Source organism: Streptomyces sp. GSL17-111, from assembly GCF_037911585.1.
GTDB lineage: Bacteria > Actinomycetota > Actinomycetes > Streptomycetales > Streptomycetaceae > Streptomyces.
The window spans coordinates 4,483,037-4,500,740 of the sequence record NZ_JBAJNS010000001.1; the positions used below are offsets into that span (position 1 = coordinate 4,483,037).

A 17,704-nucleotide genomic window follows, 5' to 3' on the forward strand; every position below is an offset into this window, starting at 1 on the left:
GATGTACCGCGAACGTCCCTCGGGCCTCGGTGGCGGCACCGTCCTGTGGACCCGCACAACGGGCCCTGCGCCGTCCCCGGCCCTGGTCCTGCCCGACGGCTGCATGGACCTCATCTGGCGCGACGGCGACGGCGACGGCGACGGCGACGGCGGGGCCGGGTTCGTGGTCGCCGGTCCCGACACGCGGGCGCAGGAAGGGGCCGGGCCGCCGGGCACCACCTGGACGGGACTGCGCTTCACCCCCGGCACGGGACCGGCCGTCCTCGGCGTCCCCGCGCGCGAGCTGCGGGACCTGCGCGTCCCGCTCGACGCGCTGTGGCCCGCCGCCCGGGTGCGGCGGCTGGCCGGGGAGGTCGCCGGGGCCACGGACCGGAGTGCGGCGCTGGAGGCCGTGGCGGCCCGCGCGGCGGTCCCACCGGACCCGCTCCACGCCGCGGTGGCCCGCGCGCTGGATCGTGGGCGGACGGTGGCGGAGGTCGCCCGGACGGCCGGGCTGAGCGAACGCCAGCTGCACCGCCGGTCGCTGGACGCCTTCGGGTACGGCCCGAAGATGCTGGCCCGCATCCTGCGGCTGCAACGGGCCCTGGCGCGGGCGCGGGCCGGAACCCCGCTCGCCGAGGTCGCCGCCCTCACCGGCTACGCGGACCAGGCCCACCTCACCCGCGAGGCCCGCGCCCTCACCGGCCGACCGGTCGGCCGGCTCGTGCGCCCGGTGGAGCGCCCCCCCACCTGAGGGGTGTGGCCCTTCAGGACGCGTCCCCCGCCTCCTCGGTGCGCTGGTCGGGCGGCGTCGCGGCGGGCGCCGGCTCGTAGCAGTCGTAGGTGCGCTGTGCGGTGATCCGACCATCGCGGAAGGTGAGGAACGACGCGACGTGGGCGCGCAGGACCTGCCCCGCCGCGATGCCGTCGACGGGCGCGGCCAGGGCGCCGGACCAGGTGACCTCAAGGGCCACCTGGCTGTCCGAGACGACGGCGTTGAGCACGTCGAAGCGCTGTTCCGCGAGGAGCTCGCGGCCCCGTTCGGCGGCGGTGACGATCTCCGCCAGCCGGCGGGTGGCGCCCTCGGGGAACAGGGCGTTGGGCAACTGGGTGTGGACGGCGTCCGGGTGGAAGAAGGCTGCGAGTTCCTCGCCCGCGGCGAAGCGGGAAACCGCCTCGTGGTAACGGACGGCGGTGTGGACGTTGGGGTGGTCGGGCAACTCGGGCATGTGTGAAACCATAGTTGTGCAACGTTGGTTGTGTAAAGCACCATGGGTCACATGCCCCAGTCACCGACCCCGCACGACCTCGACACCGGCACGCTCGCCCTCTTCGTGGGTTTCGCCGCCGCGTCCACGGTCCAGGCGGAACTCGACGCGCGCGGCCACGCCGACCTGCGCATGTCTCACGGCTACGTCTTCCAGCACCTCCTGTACGGCCGGCCGACCGTCGGAGAGCTCGCCGAGAAGCTCGACATGACCCAGCAGGGTGCGTCCAAGGCGGTCGCCGAACTCGAGCGCCTCGGCTACATCGAACGGCTCCCCGACCCCGGCGACGCCCGCGTTCGCCGCGTCGCTCTCACCGCACGCGGCCGGGCGGCCGTCGCCACGGCCCTCAGCGCCCGCGCGGCCCTCGACGAACGCCTCCGGCGGCGTTTCGGAGCTCCGACCGTGGACGCGGCGCGCGCCCTGCTCGCGGAGGTCCTGGAGGAGTTGGGCGGCACCGCAGCCGTCCGGCACCGTGCGGTCAGGCCACCACGCTGACACGGCCGGACGGGGACCGCCGCCACCCAGCGTGCGGCACGGCCCGGCTGGGTGCGCCTAGCCGGGTAGCTCGGCGAAGAGGTCGACGCCGTTGCCGTCCGGGTCCTCGACGACGGCGTACCGCTGCCCCCAGAAGGCGTCCCACGGCTCCTTGAGCCCTCGGTACCCGGCCGCCGTCAGCTCGGCGTGGACCCGGTCCACCTCGGCCGGATCGTCGCAGCGGAAGGCCAGCGACATCCGTCCGGGGCCCTGGGGGAGTTCCCAGCCCGGGTGCAGTGCGGCGATGACGTCCAGCGTGTCCCAGGCGAGCCGCACGCCGCCGGGCCCGACGGCCTCGGCGTGCGGCGCGGTGTCCGCCTCGGCCGGGATGTCCAGGCCGAGGCGGCGGTAGAACGCGAGCGTGGCGGCCATGTCGGCCGTCACCATTCCGACGAGATCGAATCGAGGTGCCATGTCCCCGATGCTGACGGCCGCGCGCCCCACCGGTCTTGAACGGATCGGACGCGTCCGGCTCCGGTCCGGGGACGGGACCGGTGCTCCCGGCAGGCCCGAAGGAGTGGCGGATACGGTGCGGGTATGGCCGAACTGCTGACCGTCCTCACCACCACCGACAGCGCCGAGAAGGCGCGGGCCCTGGCCGCCGGAGCCGTGGACCGGCGGCTCGCCGCCTGCGCCCAGATCGCCGGGCCCGTCTCCTCCGTCTACCGGTGGGAGGGCGCGCTGCACACCGATCCGGAGTGGCAGGTGCTGTTCAAGAGCACCGCCGCCCGCTACGCGGCGCTGGAGGCGTTCCTCCGGGAGGCGCACGACTACGACGTCCCCGAGATCATCGCCACGCCCGTCGCGCGGGCGAGCGAGGCCTACGCGCGCTGGGTGGCGGAGGAGACGACACCGTGACGCCGCCCCGCCTCCCCTTCTTCGTCTACGGCACCCTGCGGCCCGGCGAGCACCACCACGCCCGGACGCTCGCGGGCCGCGTGGTGCGCGAGACCGCGGCGACGCTGCCGGGGCTCGTCCTGTACGAGGGCCCCGGCTACCCGTACGCCGTCGCCGGGGACGGTGCGGTCACCGGTGTGGTGATCGAACCGGCCGCCGCGCGGTACGCCGAGGTCCTGCGCGTCCTCGACGAGCTGGAGGGGTACACCCCCGGCGGTGGCGCGAACCTCTACGAACGCGTCACCGCCGAGGCCCGCCCGGCCGGCGGCGGCACGGAGACGGTGTGGCTCTACGTCGCCGCGCCGCCGCTGGCCCGCCGCCTGCGCGAGCGGGGCACCCGCATACCGTCCGGCGACTGGCTCAGCCGAGCGCGCTGACGTTCAGCAGCCGGTCGGTGGTGTTCGGCCCGGGATCGACGACGATGCCCTCGGTGGCCGCCCACTTCAGCTGGCGGGCCACCGACGCGGGGCTCGCCCAGGGCCGTTCACCCAGGTCCAGCGCGGCCGCGCCACTGACGAGGGCGGCCGACGTCGAGGTGCCGGAGAGCGTGACCGTCGCCTGGTCCGAGGTGTGCCACGGCCCGGTGATCCGCGTGCCCGGCGCGAACAGGTCCACGACGCTGCCGTAGCTGGCGAAGGGCGCCCGCCGGTCCTGCTCGTCGGTGGCGCTGACGGTCAGCGCCTCGGCGACCCGCGCCGGGGAGGACGAGCCCGCGTCGCCGTTCGACCCACCCGCCGCGACGGAGAACGTCACCCCGGCGGCGATGGCGCTGCGGACCGCCGCGTCCAGCGCGGCGTTGGGCCCGCCGCCCAGGCTCATGTTGATCACGGCCGGGCCGTCGGCGTTGCGCACCACCCAGTCGATGCCCGCGATGATGCCGGACGTCGTACCGCTGCCGTAGTCGTTGAGCACGCGGACGGCCACGACGTCGGCCTTCTTCGCCACGCCGTAGGTCTCTCCGGCCACGAGTCCGGCCATGTGCGTGCCGTGCCCGTTGCCGTCGTCGGCGACGTCGTCGCCGTCCACCACGTCCGTGCCGTGGGACGCCCGGCCGCCGAACTCCTCGTGGGTGACGCGCACACCGGTGTCCAGGACGTACACCGTCACGCCCTCACCCGCCGAGGACGGGTAGACGTACCGCCCGTCGAGCGGCAGTTGTTCCTGGTCGAGCCGGTCCAGGTGCCAGGGCGCGTCCTCCTGCACCGTGCGGGGGCCGTGCGCGGTGGACGTGCCGCCGACGCCGCCCGTGCCCAGGGCGTGCACCGGGGCGTCCGGCACCACGCCGAGCACGCCCGGCCGCCCGGCGAGTGCGCGGGCCTCCGCCTCGGTCGCCCGCACCGCGTAGCCGTCCAGCGCCGCGCCGAAGGTCCGCGTCACCTCGGCCCCGGTCTCCGTCACCGCCCGGGCGCCGGGGCCCGGGCCGTCGAGCATCACCACATAGGCCTGTTCGGCCTCCGCCGCCGGCTCCTGCGCCGGGGCGGCCCCGAGCGTCAGGGCCGCCAGGGCCGCCGCCAACAACGCCGCCGTACGTTTCCGTGCCATGAGGGGTCTCCTCCGCGCTGGGGGACGCACATGAACGGCGTGACCCTGCCAGCTCCGGGCGGCCCTGCCAAGACTGCACCCGGCCATAGCACTGGCGACATCCGCCGGACCCGCCCGCACCCCGGCGCCCCGGAGGGAAGCCCTTCTCACCCGACGGTCCCCGGGGCACGATGGCCCCATGACGCACTCCTGGCCCGCCCATCTCCCCGTCGGCGCGGTGCGCTTCGCCCGCCCCACGGCCCGCTACGAGGACGTCGTCCGTTTCTACCGAGATGATCTCGGCCTGCCCGTCCTGGGGGCGTGGCGCGGCGACGACGGCCACGACGGCTACGACGGCGTCCTGATCGGCCTGCCCGGGACGCCCGTCCACCTGGAGATCACGCAGCACGGCGATCCGCCCCGGATACCGCCGCCCCACCCCGAGAACCAGCTCGTGCTGTACCTGCGCGACGCGGACGCCGTCGCCACCGCCGCCGACCGCCTCGTCGCCCGGGGGCACCACCCCGTGGCGGCCGCGAACCCGTACTGGTCGCAGCGCGGCTGCCTCCTGTTCGCCGATCCCGACGGGTGGCGGATCGTCCTGGCCCCCTGGGTCTTCGGAGCGGACCCGGTGCCCCGTCCCCTCTGACCCGCCCCGGCCGGGCGGGAGTTGACGTTTCGGTCACGAATCGTCACCGTTCGGCGTCACGGGGTTGGCGCAGGGTCATCGCATGTGGAAATGTTCCTGCCACGCTCGGTCGGGGGAGGGACACCGTGGCGGACGACAGACCGGTCTTCGAACGCAACACGGCCGTACGGGCCGTCCACACGCTCATGCAGCCCGACTACCCGGCCCACCCGGCCGAACGGCGGCCCGTCGTCGTGTTCGAGGGCCCGCACGGCAGCGGCAAGACCGTCCTCCTCGACGTCCTCGCCGAGAAGATCGGCCCTCACATCCCGCACGGGCGCGTCGACTTCGGCGACCCGCTCTGCGAGGACCTGCCCGCGACCCTCTCGGCCCTGGCCGCCGGGCTGGCCGGCCACCGGCCGCGCTACGGCAGGCTCCGCTTCCCACGGCTCCTCATCGGCCTGCTCGTCATCCGGCAGGACCTCTCCCACCTCGACTTCGAGCAGGCCCGCCAGGACGTCGAGCAGCTGCTGAAGCAGCGGCGCAACAAGAGCTGGCCGCAGCGCTTCCTCCAGGACGTGGCGAACAGCCCGCTGGACCTCGGCCTCACCGCCGGGGTGCTCTCCACCTCCTTACAACTCCCGCTGCACGGGCTCAGCGCCCTGGCCGGATTCACCTTCCCCGACCGCGCGCAGCACTGGTACGGCCACCGCGACCGGCAGCTGCCGGACCGCGCCATCGACACCCTCGTCGCCCTCAACCGGGCCGCGCACGAACTCCGCAGCGAGGAACCGGGGGAGCGACACCACCTCGCCGCCCGGGCCCGGCTCGACGGGCTGCTCTGCGAGGCGTTCCTCGCCGACCTGCGCGACGCCCCCCGCCGCGTCCGGGGCCTGCCGACGCCCGTCGTCCTGCTCGACAACGCCGACACCCCGGCCGGCCGGGCCTTCCTGCGCCACCTGCTCGACGCGCGGGCACCGCTGCGTGTCTCGGACGGGGCCGAGCCGCTCACCGTCGTCGCCACGGCGCGGGGCGAGCTTCCCGAGATGGCCGACGCCGGCTGCGCGCCCCTGGAGACGGCGCTCGAACGGCTCACCCCCGGCTCCGCGCCGCCCGCCGACCCCCCGGTGTGGCTGCGCCACCGGCTGCCCGACCTGACCCGCCCCGACGTCCAGAGCCTCATGGAGGGCCCCACCGGCCGCGCCGACCGCCGCCTGGCACGGCTCGTGCACACCTACACCGGCGGCCACCCGGAGGTCGCCGGGCTGCTCGCCGCGCAGGCCGCCCGGCACCCCGCCGAACCCGGCGGCGTCGTCGGCCTCCTGCTCCGGCCCGCCCCCGACGCGGGGCTCGACGGGGAGCCGGACGCCGGGACCACCGAGGACCACCTGCTGCGCCGCCTCCTGGCCGCCGAGGGCACGGCGCCGGACGGCCCGCAGTGGGACGGCATGGCCACCGCCTTCGCGGCCGGTGCCGCCGCCCGCCGTGAGGCGGACGGTCTGTGGCTGAGCCACCAGGACGACCTCGTGGACCCGGCCTGGGCGGCGGCCGTGCGCCAGGCCCGGCTGTGGGACGGCGCCGCGCCGACCTCCGCCCAGACGCCGTCCGGGGGCGGCCGGGACGAGACGACGGGCGCGTCGGCGACGGCCGTCCTGCGCAGGCTGCTGCTGCGCCGTCTCGCCGCCCGCCCCGCCGACGACCCCGTCTCCTGGCAGGCCGTGCACCGCCGCCTCGGCGCGTTCTGCCGCGAACGCGACGACGAACCCGGCACGCTCTACCACCGGCTGGCCCGGGACGAGCTGCCGGCGGTGGCCGGTGAGCTGGCCCGGCTGCTCCCCGAGACGAACGGCACCGCCTGGCTGGACCTCCTGCGGACCGTCGCCACGGCGCCCTGCGGCAGTCTGGAACGTCAACTCCTGGACCCTTACGAGCACTTCAGCAGCCTCGTGCAGGACCTCCCGGAGCCCGTGGCCGGGGACGTCACCGGCCACGTCACCCGGCTCCTCGCGGCCCTGCGCGTCGTCGGCGATCCGGCGGGGGGAGTGGAGCGCGGCTTCCTGTACGCCCAGTCGTCCCACGCGCTCACCGCGCTCGCGCTGCACTCCCCGGACGGACTGGTGGCCCTGCACGAAGCGGCCGACGACTACGAGCGACAGGCCCGTTGGTGGATGTGACCCACCCGAAGGAGCACCCGTGACCGATTCCGCCGTGGACCACACCGACTTCTCACCCCCCGCCCGCCGTCTCACCCGCCTCCTGGTCATCGCGGGCGTCCTGGTGCTGCTGGCCGCCGGCGTGGCCGCCGTGGTGTGGCTGCCGCCCCGGCTGGCGTGCGACGGCCCGGGCTCGGGCGTCGTCGAACGGGACGGCGAGTGCATCGGCGTCACCGACGGCAGCCCCGCCTTCCTGCCCGGCGGCGGCGAGGGGCTGCGCGAGCGCTACCGCGCCGTCCAGGAACGGATCGAGGCCGAGAACGACCGGGTGGCCGACGAGGAGAGCTCGGCGGTCAAGGTGGCGCTCCTCAGCACGCTCTCCGCCACCCCCGACGGTCCGCTGTCACCCGAGCAGGTCCTGCACTCGCTGCACGGCGCCCACGTCGCCCAGATGCGGGCCAACCACACCCGTGAACTCGGCGATCCCGCCCCGCAGATCCAGCTCTACCTGGCCAACGCGGGCAGCGGACACGACCGGTGGGAGCCGGTGGTGGACGAGCTCGTCGGCATGACCGACGACCGGGCCCCGCTCGTCGCCGTCGTCGGGCTGGGCCCCAGCGTCGAGGCCACCCGCGAGGCCGCCGAGCGGCTGTCCGCCGAGGACATCCCGATGGTGTCCTCGGTCGCCAGTGCCACGAGCCTGCGCCACGCGGAGGTCCCGGGGCTGGTCCGCGTCACGCCCAGCAACACCGACTTCGTCGCCGCCCTGCACGCCTACGTGGGCGGGCGCGACATGCTGGACACGGCCATGCTCGTGCACGACGAGAGCCCGCCCGACCTGCACGTGAAGTCCCTGACCGACGCCTTCACCCGCACCTTCGCCGAACAGCTCGCCGGACACGCGCCGCAGCCCTTCCAGGGGAAGAGCGTCTCCGAGGACGTGGCCTACACCTACTTCGACGCCGTCGTGCGCAACCTCTGCGCGGCCGAGGCGGACATGGCCCTGTTCTCCGGCCGCACCGTGGACCTGCGCGAGTTCCTCGAAGCCCTGCACGTGCGGCCCTGCCTCGCGGAGCCCGTCTCCGTGCTCTTCGTGGAGACCGGCCCCGTCATACCGCCCGAGGAGGTCGAGAAGCTGCGCAGGAGCCGCATCACCGTCGTGCACGCCTCGGCCGCCGACCCAGCCTGGGCGGACGAGGAACGGGCGACCGGCCCGGTGCCCGAGGGACACGCGCCGTTCGAGGCCGCGTTCCGCGCCCGGCTGCCCGAGGTGACGGACGTCGAGGCCGCCCTCCAGGACGGCTACGCCGCCGCCCACCACGACGCCGTCATGGTCGCCGTCCGCGCCCTGCGGCTGACCCACAGCGGCGAGGACGGCCAGGAGCCGAGCGCCGCGCGGACGGCCCGCGCGCTCTTCCTGCTCAACGAGGACAACACCGTGCCCGGCGCCAGTGGCACCCTGTCCTACAGCACCTCGCGAGGCGGCGACCCCGGCCGCAAGCCGGTGCCCGTGCTGGAGGTCCCCGCCCGGGGACCCGCACCCGACCTCTACGTCACCCCCGCGCTGTGAGCCTCCCCGGCCCGGCGCCCGGGCGGCCCCTCACTCCTCACTCCTTCGTTCTTCATAGTCTTCGGGCCTGACGTCCGCCTCCTCCATGGCCTCCCGCAGCGTGCGGCCGGTGGCGCCCTCGTCGTGTTCGCCCGGTCGGGTGCGGCCGGCCTTGTCGGACAGCTCCTCCGGGGCGTTCTCGGTCTTCTCCGTCTTCGGGCGGTTCTCTTCGGGCACCGTCATGGTTCTCTCTCCCTGCGTCACGGTTGCCGCTGCCGGGTACCCGTCCGGCGGTCGGTGATGCCTGCGGCGACGGGGCCACGCGGCACGCCGCCGCCCCGGGGCCACAGCGCCGGGTGGACGCCGGGGGCGGGCTGACCCGGGCGGCGGTCCACGGGGGTCGCCGCCCGGGTTCTGGTGCTAGAAAGGGGGTATGCCTGGGCGTTCTGCTCCACGGAGGCGTGCCACAGGCCGTAGGTCCGCCGGTCCGGACGCCGGGAGGCGGCGCCCGGGCCTCTGGTGGGAGCTGCGCGCCCGCAGCGTCGCGGGCCAGGTGCTCGTGCTGCAGGTGCTCGTGGCCGTCCTGCTGATCGCCGCCGCGCTGCTCGTCGTCACGACCCAGGCCCGCAACGACACCGAGCAGGACGCGCAACGCCGCTCCCGGGCCGCCGCCGCGGCCTACGCGAACTCCCCGGGCGTCGCGGAGGCCCTGCGCTCCGACGATCCGACGGCGCGGCTCCAGCCCTCCGTGGAGGCGGCCCACTGGGACTCCGGCGTGGACTTCATCGCCGTGATGTCCACGGACGGCACCCGCTACGCCGACACCGACGCCGACCTGGTGGGCGAGCGCACCCCCGGCGTCGACCGGGCTGCCAAGGGCGAGACGTTCACCGAGATCTTCCGGGGCGACCCGACGGACGCGGCCCGGGCCGTCGTCCCGGTCACCGAGCCGGGCGGCATGGTGATCGGGCTGGTCTCCGCCGGGGTGGAGATCGAGACCGTGGGCGAGTCGATGGACGACCAGCTCCCGGTGATCTTCATCTCCGCGGCCGCCGCGCTGGCCCTGGCCGTGGGCAGCGCGGCGCTCGTCAGCCGCCGGCTCAGCCGGCAGACGCGCGGCATCGGGCCCAGCGAGATGACCCGGATGTACGAGCACCACGACGCCGTCCTGCACGCGGTGCGGGAAGGGGTGCTCATCATCGGCCACGACGGCCGGCTGGCGCTGGCCAACGACGAGGCCCGGCGCCTGCTGGAGCTGCCGCCGGACGCCGACGGCCGCCACGTCACCGAGCTGGGACTCGATCCGGCCACGGCCGAGCTGCTGAGCTCCCACCGGGCCGTCACCGACGAGGTGCACCTGGCCGGGAACCGGCTCGTGGCCGTCAACACCAGGCCCACCGCTCCGCACGGCGGGCCCCCCGGGTCGGTGGTGACGCTGCGGGACACCACGGAGCTGCGCGCCCTGTCCGGCACGGCGGAGGTGGCCCGCGAGCGGCTGAACATCCTCTACGACGCGGGCGTGCGCATCGGCACGACGCTGGACGTCGTCCGCACCGCCGAGGAGCTGGCGGACGTCACCGTGCCGAGGTTCGCCGACTTCGTCACCGTGGAACTGCTGGAGCCCGTGCCGCTCGGCGGGGAGCCGGTCGGCCCGCCGTCGGAGATGCGCCGCACCGCCCTGAGCGGTGTGCGCGACGACCACCCCTTCCAGCCGGTCGGCGACCTCATCCCCTTCGTCGCACCGGGCACCCCCATGGCGGAGGCCCTGGCGAGCGGGCACGCGGTGCTGGAGGCCGACCTGACCGTCGCCGACGCCTGGCGGGCCCAGGACCCCGAGGGCGCCAGCCACGCCGTCGCGTACGGCATCCACTCGCTCGTCACCGTGCCCCTCCAGGCCCGGGGCGTCGTCCTGGGCCTGACGAACTTCTGGCGCGGCGCCGGCTCGGAGCCGTTCGGCGAGGACGACCTGACGTTCGCCGAGGAACTGGCCGCGCGCGCCGCCGTCGCGATCGACAACGCCCGCCGGTTCACCCGCGAGCACGCCATGGCCGAGACCCTCCAGCGCAGCCTCCTCCCGCACGTCCTACCCCACCAGAGCGCCCTGGACGTCGCCTACCGCTACCTGCCCGCCCAGGCCCGGGTGGGCGGGGACTGGTTCGACGTCATCCCGCTCCCCGGCGCCCGCGTCGCCCTCGTCGTCGGCGACGTCGTCGGCCACGGCCTGCACGCCGCCGCCACCATGGGCCGGCTGCGCACGGCCGTGCACAACTTCTCCACTCTCGACCTGCCCCCGGACGAGCTGCTGGCCTACCTCGACGAACTGGTCAGCCGCATCGACCAGGACGAGCCCGGCGGCGAGGGGATCACGGGCGCCACCTGCCTGTACGCCGTCTACGACCCCGTATCCGGCCAGTGTGACGTCTCCCGGGCCGGCCACCTCGCCCCCGCCGTGGTGCGTCCGGACGGCACCGTCGACTTCCCCGACCTGCCGCTCGCCCCGCCGCTGGGCCTCGGCTCCATGCCGTTCGAGAGCACCACGCTCCACCTGCTCGAGGGCAGCCGGCTCGTCCTCTACACCGACGGTCTCGTCGAGGACCGCGACCGCGACATCGACGCCGGGCTCGCCCTGCTACGGGCGACGCTGGCGGACGCGGCGCACCGCACTCCCGAGGAGACCTGTGAGGCGGTGTTCGCCCGCATGCTCCCCGAGCACCGGCGCGACGACATCGCCCTCCTCGTCGCCCGCACCCGGCTGCTCGACCGCTCCCGCATCGCCGACTGGGACGTGCCCCTCGACCCCGCCGCCGTCGCGGGCGTCCGGGCCGCGTGCAGCCGCCAGCTGGCGGAGTGGGGCCTGGAGGAGATCGCCTTCACCACGGAGCTCGTCCTCAGCGAACTCCTCACCAACGCCATCCGCTACGGCTCCGCGCCCATCCACGTCCGGCTGCTGTACGAACGCACGCTGATCTGCGAGGTCACGGACGGCAGCAGCACCTCGCCGCACCTGCGGCGCGCCGCCATCACCGACGAGGGCGGGCGCGGCCTGTTCCTCGTCGCGCAGCTCGCCCAGCGCTGGGGCACGCGCTACACCCCCACCGGGAAGGTCGTCTGGACCGAGCAGGCCCTGGCGGGCGGCCCGCTGCCCGACCTCGGCCTCCTGCCCGGCCTCGGCGACGACGCCGACCTCGGACTCTGAGTCCGCCCGGTCCGGCGATCCCCCCCCGCCCCACCCGCCCCCGCTCACCCCGGCGGCTCCGACGCCGCCCGCTCCACCCGCACCGCCGAGACCTTGAACTCCGGCATCCGCGAGGTGGGGTCCAGGGCCGGGTTGGTCAGCGAGTTCGCCCGTCCCGCCCCCGGCCAGTGGAACGGCATGAACACCGTGTCCGGCCGGATGTCCCGGGTGACGCGGGCGGGCGCGACGGCCCGCCCCCGGCGGGAGGTGACGGCGACGGGATCGCCCTCCGCGATGCCGTGCCGCTCGGCGAGCCGGGGGTGCAGCTGGACGAACGGGCCCGGCGCGGCGGCGTTCAGCTCCGCCACCCGGCGCGTCTGCGCCCCCGACTGGTACTGGGCCAGCACCCGGCCCGTCGTCAGCAGCACCGGGTACTCCGCGTCCGGCTCCTCGGCGGACGGCCGGTGCGTGACGGGGACGAACCGGGCCCGGCCGTCCGGCGTCGCGAACCGGTCCAGGAACAGCCGGGGCGTGCCCGGGTGCGGCGCCCCGGCCCCCGGGCCGTCCGCCCCCGGGCCGTCCGCCGCCGGGCCGTCCGCCGCCGGGCAGGGCCAGAAGACGCCGTCCTCCCGCGCGATGCGGCGGTAGGTGATGCCCGAGTAGTCGGCCGGGCCGCCCGCCGAGGCGCGCCGCAGCTCCTCGAACACCTCCTCCGGATCGTCCGGGAATCCCTTCTCCCAGCCGAGCCGCGCGGCCAGCGCCCCCAGCACCCACAGGTCGGACCGCACCCCGGGCGGCGGGTCCACGGCCCTGCGCCGCAGCAGCACCCGGCCCTCCAGGTTCGTCAGCGTGCCGCTCTCCTCCGCCCACTGCGTCACCGGTAGCACGACGTCCGCCAGCGCCGCCGTCTCGGACAGCACGACGTCGCAGACCGCGAGGAAGTCCAGCGCGCGCAGCCGCTCCTCCACGTGCGCGGCGCGCGGCGCGGAGACCACCGGATTGGAGGCCAGCACCAGCAGCGAGCGGACGTCGCTGCCGAGGGCGTCGAGCAGCTCGTAGGCGCTGCGGCCCGGGCCGGGCAGGACGTCCGGCTCCACGCCCCACACCCCGGCCACGTGGGCGCGCGCCGTCGGGTCCGTCAGCAGGCGGTAGCCGGGGAGCTGGTCGGCCTTCTGCCCGTGCTCCCGGCCGCCTTGTCCGTTGCCCTGCCCGGTCAGGCAGCCGTAACCCGAACGCGGCCGGCCCGCCCGCCCGGTGGCCAGCGTCAGGTTGATCCACGCCCCCACCGTGTCCGTGCCCTTGGCCTGCTGCTCGGGGCCGCGCGCGGTGAGCACCATGGCCGACTCCGCGTCGCAGAAGTGCCCGACGGCCTCGCGGAGCTGCGGCACCGGCACCCCCGTGATCCGCTCGACCAGCTCCGGCCAGTGCGCCATCGCGGCGGCCCGCGCCCCGGCCCAGCCCGTCGTGCGCTCGGCGATGTACCGCTCGTCCGTGCGCCCCTCCGCGACGACGAGATGCAGCAAACCGAGCGCCAGCGCCAGGTCGGTCCCCGGCCGGGGGGCCAGGTGCAGGTCGGCCAGCTCCGCCGTCCGGGTGCGGCGCGGGTCCACGACGATCAGCGTGCCGCCTCTCTCCCGCAACTCCGTGAAGTACCGCAGCGCGGGCGGCATCGTCTCCGCCGGGTTCGCGCCCACGAGGATCACGCAACCGGACTCGGCGATGTCCGCCATCGGGAACGGCAGCCCCCGGTCCAGCCCGAACGCCCGGATACCGGCGGCCGCCGCCGAGGACATGCAGAAGCGCCCGTTGTAGTCGATCTGCGACGTCCCCAGCACCAGCCGCGCGAACTTGCCGAGCAGATACGCCTTCTCGTTGGTGAGCCCGCCGCCCCCGAAGACGCCCTGCGCGTCGGGCCCGTACACCGCGCGCACCCGCGTCAGCTCGGCCGCGATCCGCTCCAGCGCCTCGTCCCAGCCCGCCGGCTCCAGCGGCCCGCCGGGGGATCGGCGCACCAGCGGCTCCGTCAGCCGCGCCCCGGAGCCCAGCAGCTCCGTGGCGGTGCGGCCCTTGCCGCACAGCGCACCCCGGTTGACGGGGAACGCGGGCCGCTCGGTGACCTCCAGCCCCGTCGCGCCGCCCGGCCGCAGGCCCATGCCGCACTGGAGCGAGCAGTACGGGCAGTGCGTCTCGACGGAGCCCGGGGTGGGTGCCCGGGCGGGTTCCTGACCGAACTCCTGACCGGGCTCCTGGGCTGACGGCACGGGCTGCGGGGCGGGCGTCGCGTTCATGCCGCCATCGTGCGTCGGGCGTGTTTCCTGATCGCCCCCACCGTGTTACGGCCCCGGTAACAAGCCGCTCCCCGCCGGTCCCCGCGCACCGTGAGGCCCGCGCAACCCGCCGTTTCCCGCGCGCAACGGCCCGGCAACCGTCCCCGTTCACCCTGGAGACATGACGGCGAGCACCCACCGCATCCCCTCCTTCGGCCCACCGTGCCCGGACGCCCCCACGGACGCCCCCACGCTCGTCGCCGTCGCCCACGGCTCCCGCGACCCCCGCGCCCTCACCACCGTCCGCGCGCTCCTGGACGAGGTCCGCGCGCAGCGGCCCGGCCTGCGCGTCGAGCTCGGCCACATCGAGCTGGCCGCCCCGCTGCTGACCGACACCCTCGCCGCCCACGCCCCCGGGGACGTCGTCCTCGTCCCGCTGCTCCTCGGCCGGGGTCACCACGTGGGGCACGACCTGCCCCGGGCCGCCGACGCCGCGCCGCACCTGCGGTCCGCCCGGGCCACCGCCCTCGGCCCACACCCCCTGCTCGCCGAGGCCCTGCACGCCCGCCTGGCCGAAGCCCCGGCCCGCCGGCCCGGCCCGCCCGACGCCGTCGTCCTGGCCGCCGCCGGCTCCCGCGACCCGAGCTCCGCCGCCGACGCCGAGCGCACCGCCGCCCTGCTCTCCCGCCGCCTCGGCGGCACCCCCGTCCACCCCGCCTACGCCACCGCCGCCACCCCCGCCGTCCCCCAGGTCGTCGCCGCCCTGCGCGCGGCCGGACACCGCCGCATCGCCCTGGCCTCCTACTTCACGGCCCCCGGGTACTTCGCCACCCGCTGCGCCCGCGCCGCGGGCCCCGGAGTACCGGCCGCCCCGCCGCTGGGTGCCCACCCCGCCCTCGCCCGCCTCGTCCTGCACCGCTACGACGAGGCCCGCGTCCGCGCACTGTCCGGGCGGCGTGCCCTGCCCCGGCGGCCCGCCCTGCCCGCCGTCGCCTGACGGGACGTGACGGGCCCGGCTACCGTCGGACGTATGCACGGCACGTACCGCACGTACGACCCGACCGACACCGAGCGCTGGGAGCCCGAGCCGGACAAGCGTCCCGGCCGCACCGCCTTCCAGCGGGACCGGGCGCGCGTCCTGCACTCGGCCGCGCTGCGCCGCCTCGCGGGCAAGACCCAGGTCGTCGCCCCCGGCGGCGACGAGCACGCCTGGGACGCCACCCCGCGCACCCGGCTGACCCACTCCCTGGAGTGCGCCCAGGTCGGCCGGGAGCTCGGGGCCGCCCTCGGCTGCGACCCGGACCTCGTCGAGGTCGCCTGCCTCGCCCACGACCTCGGCCACCCGCCCTTCGGCCACAACGGCGAGCAGACCCTCGCCGAGATCGCCGAACCCTGCGGCGGCTTCGAGGGCAACGCCCAGTCGCTGCGGCTGCTCGCCCGGCTGGAGCCCAAACGATTCTCCGCCGACGGCCTCCCCGTCGGCCTCAACCTCACCCGCGCCACCCTCGACGCCGCCACCAAGTACCCCTGGCCCCAGGGCGGCCACCCCGACGACCCCGGCTCCCCGAAGTTCGGCGTCTACGCCGACGACGTGCCCGTCTTCACCTGGTTCCGGGCCGGTGCCCCACCCGGCCGCCGGTGCTTCGAGGCGCAGGTCATGGACTGGTCCGACGACGTCGCCTACTCCGTGCACGACGTCGAGGACGGGCTGCACGCCGGGCACCTAGACCCCGGCGTCCTCCTCGCCGACCCCGAACGGCGGGAGGTCCTCGCCGTCGCCCGCGAGCGCTACGCCCCGCCCGGCACCGAGGACGCCGAGCTGGCCGAGGCGCTCGACCGGCTGCTCGACCAGGAGTGGTGGCCGCACGGCTACGACGGCACCGCCACCGCACAGGCACGGCTCAAGGACGCCACCAGCCAGCTCATCGGCCGCTTCTGCCTCGCCGCAGAACACGCCACCCGCGCCGCCCACGGCAGCGGCCCCCTGACCCGCTACGCCGCCGATCTCATCGTGCCGCGCGGGCCCCGGCTGGAGTGCGCGGTCCTGAAGGCCGTCGCCGACCGCTACGTCATGCAACGCCCCGACCAGGAGAAACTCCGCGCCGAGCAGCGCGTCATCCTCGCCGAGCTGGCCGAGGTGCTGATCCTGCGCGCGCCCGACGGGCTCGACCCCCAGTTCCGCGCCCTGTACGCGCGGGCCGACGACGACGCCGACCGCGTCCGCGTCGTCGTCGACCAGATCGCCTGCCTCACCGACCCCTCCGCCCGGGCCCTGCACGCCCGGCTCACCCGCCACCTCGCCCACCCCGTCGGCCGAACACGCCGGGCGGAGTGACGGTCACCCCCGCACGGACCGACAGGTCCGCACAATAGGTGTGCGCCCTTCCCGTGATCCCGCATGTGCGGGACGCTCCCAGGTGAACCTTCCGGGGGGCGACCGGAACGGCAGCGAGGAGGCACCACGTGGTGGACGCACACGAGACCTTCGTCATCATCGGCGGCGGACTGGCCGGAGCCAAGGCCGCCGAAACCCTGCGCGCGGAGGGATTCACCGGCCGGGTCATACTGATCGGCGACGAACGCGACCACCCCTACGAGCGTCCTCCGCTCTCCAAGGGCTACCTCACCGGGGACGAGGAGCGCGCGGGCCTCTTCGTCCACGAACCCGCCTGGTACGCGCGCGCCGAGATCGAGCTGCACCTGGGCCAGCCCGCCGTCCACATCGACCGCCACACCCGGTCCGTCCGCCTCGGTGACGGCGCCGTCCTGCGCTACGACAAGCTGCTCCTCGCCACCGGCGCCGAGCCCCGGCGCCTGGACATCCCCGGCACCGACCTGGCCGGCGTCCACCACCTGCGCCGGCTGGCCCACGCCGACCAGCTGCGCGGCATGCTCACCCGGCTCGGCCGGGAGAACGGCCACCTCGTCATCGCGGGAGCCGGCTGGATCGGGCTGGAGGTCGCCGCCGCCGCGCGGACCTACGGCGCGGAGGTCACTGTCATCGAACGCGACCCCTCGCCCCTGCACCGCGTCATCGGCCCCGAGCTGGGCGCCCTCTTCGCCGACCTGCACCGCGAGAACGGCGTCCGGCTGGTCTTCGGCGCCACCCTGGAGGAGATCGTCGGCTCCGAGGGCCAGGTGCTCGCCGTCCGCACCGCCGACGGCGAGGAGTACCCCGCCCACGGCGTCCTCGCCGCCATCGGCGCCGCCCCCCGCACCGCACTGGCCGACGCCGCCGGGCTGGACCTGGACGCCGCGACCGGCGGCATCGCCGTCGACGCCGCCCTGCGCACCTCCGACCCGGCCGTCCACGCCGCCGGTGACGTCGCCGCCGTCCAGCACCCCGTGCTCGACACCCGGCTGCGCGTCGAGCACTGGGCGAACGCCCTGCACGGCGGCCCGGCCGCCGCCCGCGCCATGCTCGGCCAGGACGTCTCCTACGACCGCATCCCCTACTTCTTCTCCGACCAGTACGACGTGGGCCTGGAGTACAGCGGCTGGGCCCCGCCCGGCACCTACGACCAGGTCGTGTGCCGGGGCGACGTCGGCAAGCGCGAGTTCATCGCCTTCTGGCTGCGCGGGAACCGCGTGCTGGCCGGGCTCAACGTCAACGTCTGGGACGTCGCCGGGCCCATCCAGGACCTCGTCCGCTCCGGCCGGGCCGTCGACCCCCACCGTCTCGCCGATCCGGCGGCCCCGCTCACCGACCTGCCCTCCGCCTGACGCACGCGCC

The 17,704-nt window shown here is 75.7% G+C and carries 16 protein-coding genes; 11 read left to right on the forward strand and 5 right to left on the reverse strand.

Features of this window, described 5'->3' with window-relative positions; genetic code table 11:
* Nucleotide 1 precedes the first annotated feature (1 nt).
* Nucleotides 2-733, forward strand: coding sequence for a helix-turn-helix transcriptional regulator (locus V6D49_RS20010; protein ID WP_340561650.1), 732 nt, complete (start codon nt 2-4; stop codon nt 731-733).
* A gap of 13 nt (nt 734-746) precedes the next feature.
* Here V6D49_RS20010 and V6D49_RS20015 read toward each other — a convergent pair whose 3' ends face one another.
* The gene (locus V6D49_RS20015; RefSeq protein WP_340561652.1) at nt 747-1,208 is read right to left on the reverse strand and encodes a nuclear transport factor 2 family protein; all 462 of its coding nucleotides are present in this window, start codon (nt 1,206-1,208) and stop codon (nt 747-749) included.
* A gap of 51 nt (nt 1,209-1,259) precedes the next feature.
* Between V6D49_RS20015 and V6D49_RS20020 the strand changes: the two genes are divergently transcribed.
* Entirely contained in the window at nt 1,260-1,742 is a 483-nt protein-coding gene (locus V6D49_RS20020) for a MarR family winged helix-turn-helix transcriptional regulator (RefSeq protein ID WP_340561653.1), read from the forward strand.
* Between the two features lie 57 nt (nt 1,743-1,799).
* On the opposite strand, the gene V6D49_RS20025 is transcribed toward V6D49_RS20020, so the two are convergent.
* The gene (locus V6D49_RS20025) at nt 1,800-2,195 is read right to left on the reverse strand and encodes a VOC family protein (RefSeq protein WP_340561654.1); all 396 of its coding nucleotides are present in this window, start codon (nt 2,193-2,195) and stop codon (nt 1,800-1,802) included.
* A 123-nt stretch (nt 2,196-2,318) separates the two neighbouring features.
* Here V6D49_RS20025 and cutA point away from each other — a divergent pair, with 123 nt between their 5' ends.
* Together cutA and V6D49_RS20035 are read left to right on the forward strand one after the other, a co-directional pair.
* Nucleotides 2,319-2,639: a divalent-cation tolerance protein CutA gene (gene cutA / locus V6D49_RS20030; RefSeq protein ID WP_340561655.1), complete on the forward strand. Its 321-nt coding sequence runs from the start codon at nt 2,319-2,321 to the stop codon at nt 2,637-2,639.
* Nucleotides 2,636-3,055, forward strand: a complete 420-nt coding sequence (locus tag V6D49_RS20035) for a gamma-glutamylcyclotransferase family protein (RefSeq protein ID WP_340561656.1) — start codon at nt 2,636-2,638, stop codon at nt 3,053-3,055. Before cutA ends, V6D49_RS20035 begins: the two co-directional genes overlap by 4 nt.
* Here the strand turns inward: V6D49_RS20035 and V6D49_RS20040 are convergent.
* Nucleotides 3,039-4,220, reverse strand: coding sequence for a S8 family peptidase (locus V6D49_RS20040; RefSeq protein WP_340561657.1), 1,182 nt, complete (start codon nt 4,218-4,220; stop codon nt 3,039-3,041). The genes V6D49_RS20035 and V6D49_RS20040 overlap by 17 nt on opposite strands.
* Before the next feature lie 178 nt (nt 4,221-4,398).
* Here V6D49_RS20040 and V6D49_RS20045 point away from each other — a divergent pair, with 178 nt between their 5' ends.
* The 3 genes from V6D49_RS20045 to V6D49_RS20055 all read left to right on the forward strand — a co-directional run bounded on the left by V6D49_RS20045 (nt 4,399) and on the right by V6D49_RS20055 (nt 8,550).
* Nucleotides 4,399-4,848 (forward strand): VOC family protein, encoded by a 450-nt coding sequence (locus V6D49_RS20045; protein WP_340561658.1) that lies wholly within the window; start codon nt 4,399-4,401, stop codon nt 4,846-4,848.
* Between the two features lie 125 nt (nt 4,849-4,973).
* Nucleotides 4,974-7,001, forward strand: a complete 2,028-nt coding sequence (locus V6D49_RS20050) for a hypothetical protein (protein WP_340561659.1) — start codon at nt 4,974-4,976, stop codon at nt 6,999-7,001.
* A gap of 19 nt (nt 7,002-7,020) precedes the next feature.
* Nucleotides 7,021-8,550, forward strand: coding sequence for an ABC transporter substrate-binding protein (locus V6D49_RS20055; protein ID WP_340561660.1), 1,530 nt, complete (start codon nt 7,021-7,023; stop codon nt 8,548-8,550).
* 30 nt (nt 8,551-8,580) lie between these two features.
* On the opposite strand, the gene V6D49_RS20060 is transcribed toward V6D49_RS20055, so the two are convergent.
* Entirely contained in the window at nt 8,581-8,772 is a 192-nt protein-coding gene (locus tag V6D49_RS20060; RefSeq protein WP_340561661.1) for a hypothetical protein, read from the reverse strand.
* Between the two features lie 190 nt (nt 8,773-8,962).
* On the opposite strand from V6D49_RS20060, the gene V6D49_RS20065 reads away from it, so the two are divergent.
* On the forward strand, nt 8,963-11,725 hold the full coding sequence (locus V6D49_RS20065; RefSeq protein WP_340561662.1) for a SpoIIE family protein phosphatase: 2,763 nt from the start codon (nt 8,963-8,965) through the stop codon (nt 11,723-11,725).
* A gap of 44 nt (nt 11,726-11,769) precedes the next feature.
* On the opposite strand, the gene V6D49_RS20070 is transcribed toward V6D49_RS20065, so the two are convergent.
* Nucleotides 11,770-13,992 carry a molybdopterin oxidoreductase family protein gene (locus V6D49_RS20070; protein WP_340561663.1) on the reverse strand — a complete coding sequence of 741 codons (2,223 nt, stop codon included), beginning with the start codon at nt 13,990-13,992 and terminating at the stop codon, nt 11,770-11,772.
* A 160-nt stretch (nt 13,993-14,152) separates the two neighbouring features.
* On the opposite strand from V6D49_RS20070, the gene V6D49_RS20075 reads away from it, so the two are divergent.
* The 3 genes from V6D49_RS20075 to V6D49_RS20085 all read left to right on the forward strand — a co-directional run bounded on the left by V6D49_RS20075 (nt 14,153) and on the right by V6D49_RS20085 (nt 17,694).
* On the forward strand, nt 14,153-14,968 hold the full coding sequence (locus V6D49_RS20075) for a sirohydrochlorin chelatase (protein WP_340561664.1): 816 nt from the start codon (nt 14,153-14,155) through the stop codon (nt 14,966-14,968).
* Nucleotides 14,969-15,001: 33 nt separating this feature from the next.
* Complete coding sequence (locus V6D49_RS20080; protein ID WP_340561665.1) at nt 15,002-16,306, forward strand: deoxyguanosinetriphosphate triphosphohydrolase; 1,305 nt, start codon at nt 15,002-15,004, stop codon at nt 16,304-16,306.
* A 128-nt stretch (nt 16,307-16,434) separates the two neighbouring features.
* A complete protein-coding gene (locus V6D49_RS20085; protein ID WP_340561666.1) occupies nt 16,435-17,694 on the forward strand; it encodes an NAD(P)/FAD-dependent oxidoreductase in 1,260 nt (419 codons plus the stop codon).
* Nucleotides 17,695-17,704: the final 10 nt, after the last annotated feature.

Excerpts from the sequence above, each read along its gene's own strand:
- V6D49_RS20075 (WP_340561664.1), top strand. The coding sequence starts at position 14,153 with ATGACGGCGAGCACCCACCGCATCCCCTCCTTCGGCCCACCGTGCCCG.
- V6D49_RS20065 (WP_340561662.1), top strand. The coding sequence starts at position 8,963 with ATGCCTGGGCGTTCTGCTCCACGGAGGCGTGCCACAGGCCGTAGGTCC.
- V6D49_RS20010 (WP_340561650.1), top strand. The coding sequence starts at position 2 with ATGTACCGCGAACGTCCCTCGGGCCTCGGTGGCGGCACCGTCCTGTGG.
- V6D49_RS20070 (WP_340561663.1), bottom strand. The coding sequence starts at position 13,992 with ATGAACGCGACGCCCGCCCCGCAGCCCGTGCCGTCAGCCCAGGAGCCC.
- V6D49_RS20020 (WP_340561653.1), top strand. The coding sequence starts at position 1,260 with ATGCCCCAGTCACCGACCCCGCACGACCTCGACACCGGCACGCTCGCC.
- V6D49_RS20040 (WP_340561657.1), bottom strand. The coding sequence starts at position 4,220 with ATGGCACGGAAACGTACGGCGGCGTTGTTGGCGGCGGCCCTGGCGGCC.
- cutA (WP_340561655.1), top strand. The coding sequence starts at position 2,319 with ATGGCCGAACTGCTGACCGTCCTCACCACCACCGACAGCGCCGAGAAG.
- V6D49_RS20015 (WP_340561652.1), bottom strand. The coding sequence starts at position 1,208 with ATGCCCGAGTTGCCCGACCACCCCAACGTCCACACCGCCGTCCGTTAC.
- V6D49_RS20045 (WP_340561658.1), top strand. The coding sequence starts at position 4,399 with ATGACGCACTCCTGGCCCGCCCATCTCCCCGTCGGCGCGGTGCGCTTC.
- V6D49_RS20080 (WP_340561665.1), top strand. The coding sequence starts at position 15,002 with ATGCACGGCACGTACCGCACGTACGACCCGACCGACACCGAGCGCTGG.
- V6D49_RS20025 (WP_340561654.1), bottom strand. The coding sequence starts at position 2,195 with ATGGCACCTCGATTCGATCTCGTCGGAATGGTGACGGCCGACATGGCC.
- V6D49_RS20060 (WP_340561661.1), bottom strand. The coding sequence starts at position 8,772 with ATGACGGTGCCCGAAGAGAACCGCCCGAAGACGGAGAAGACCGAGAAC.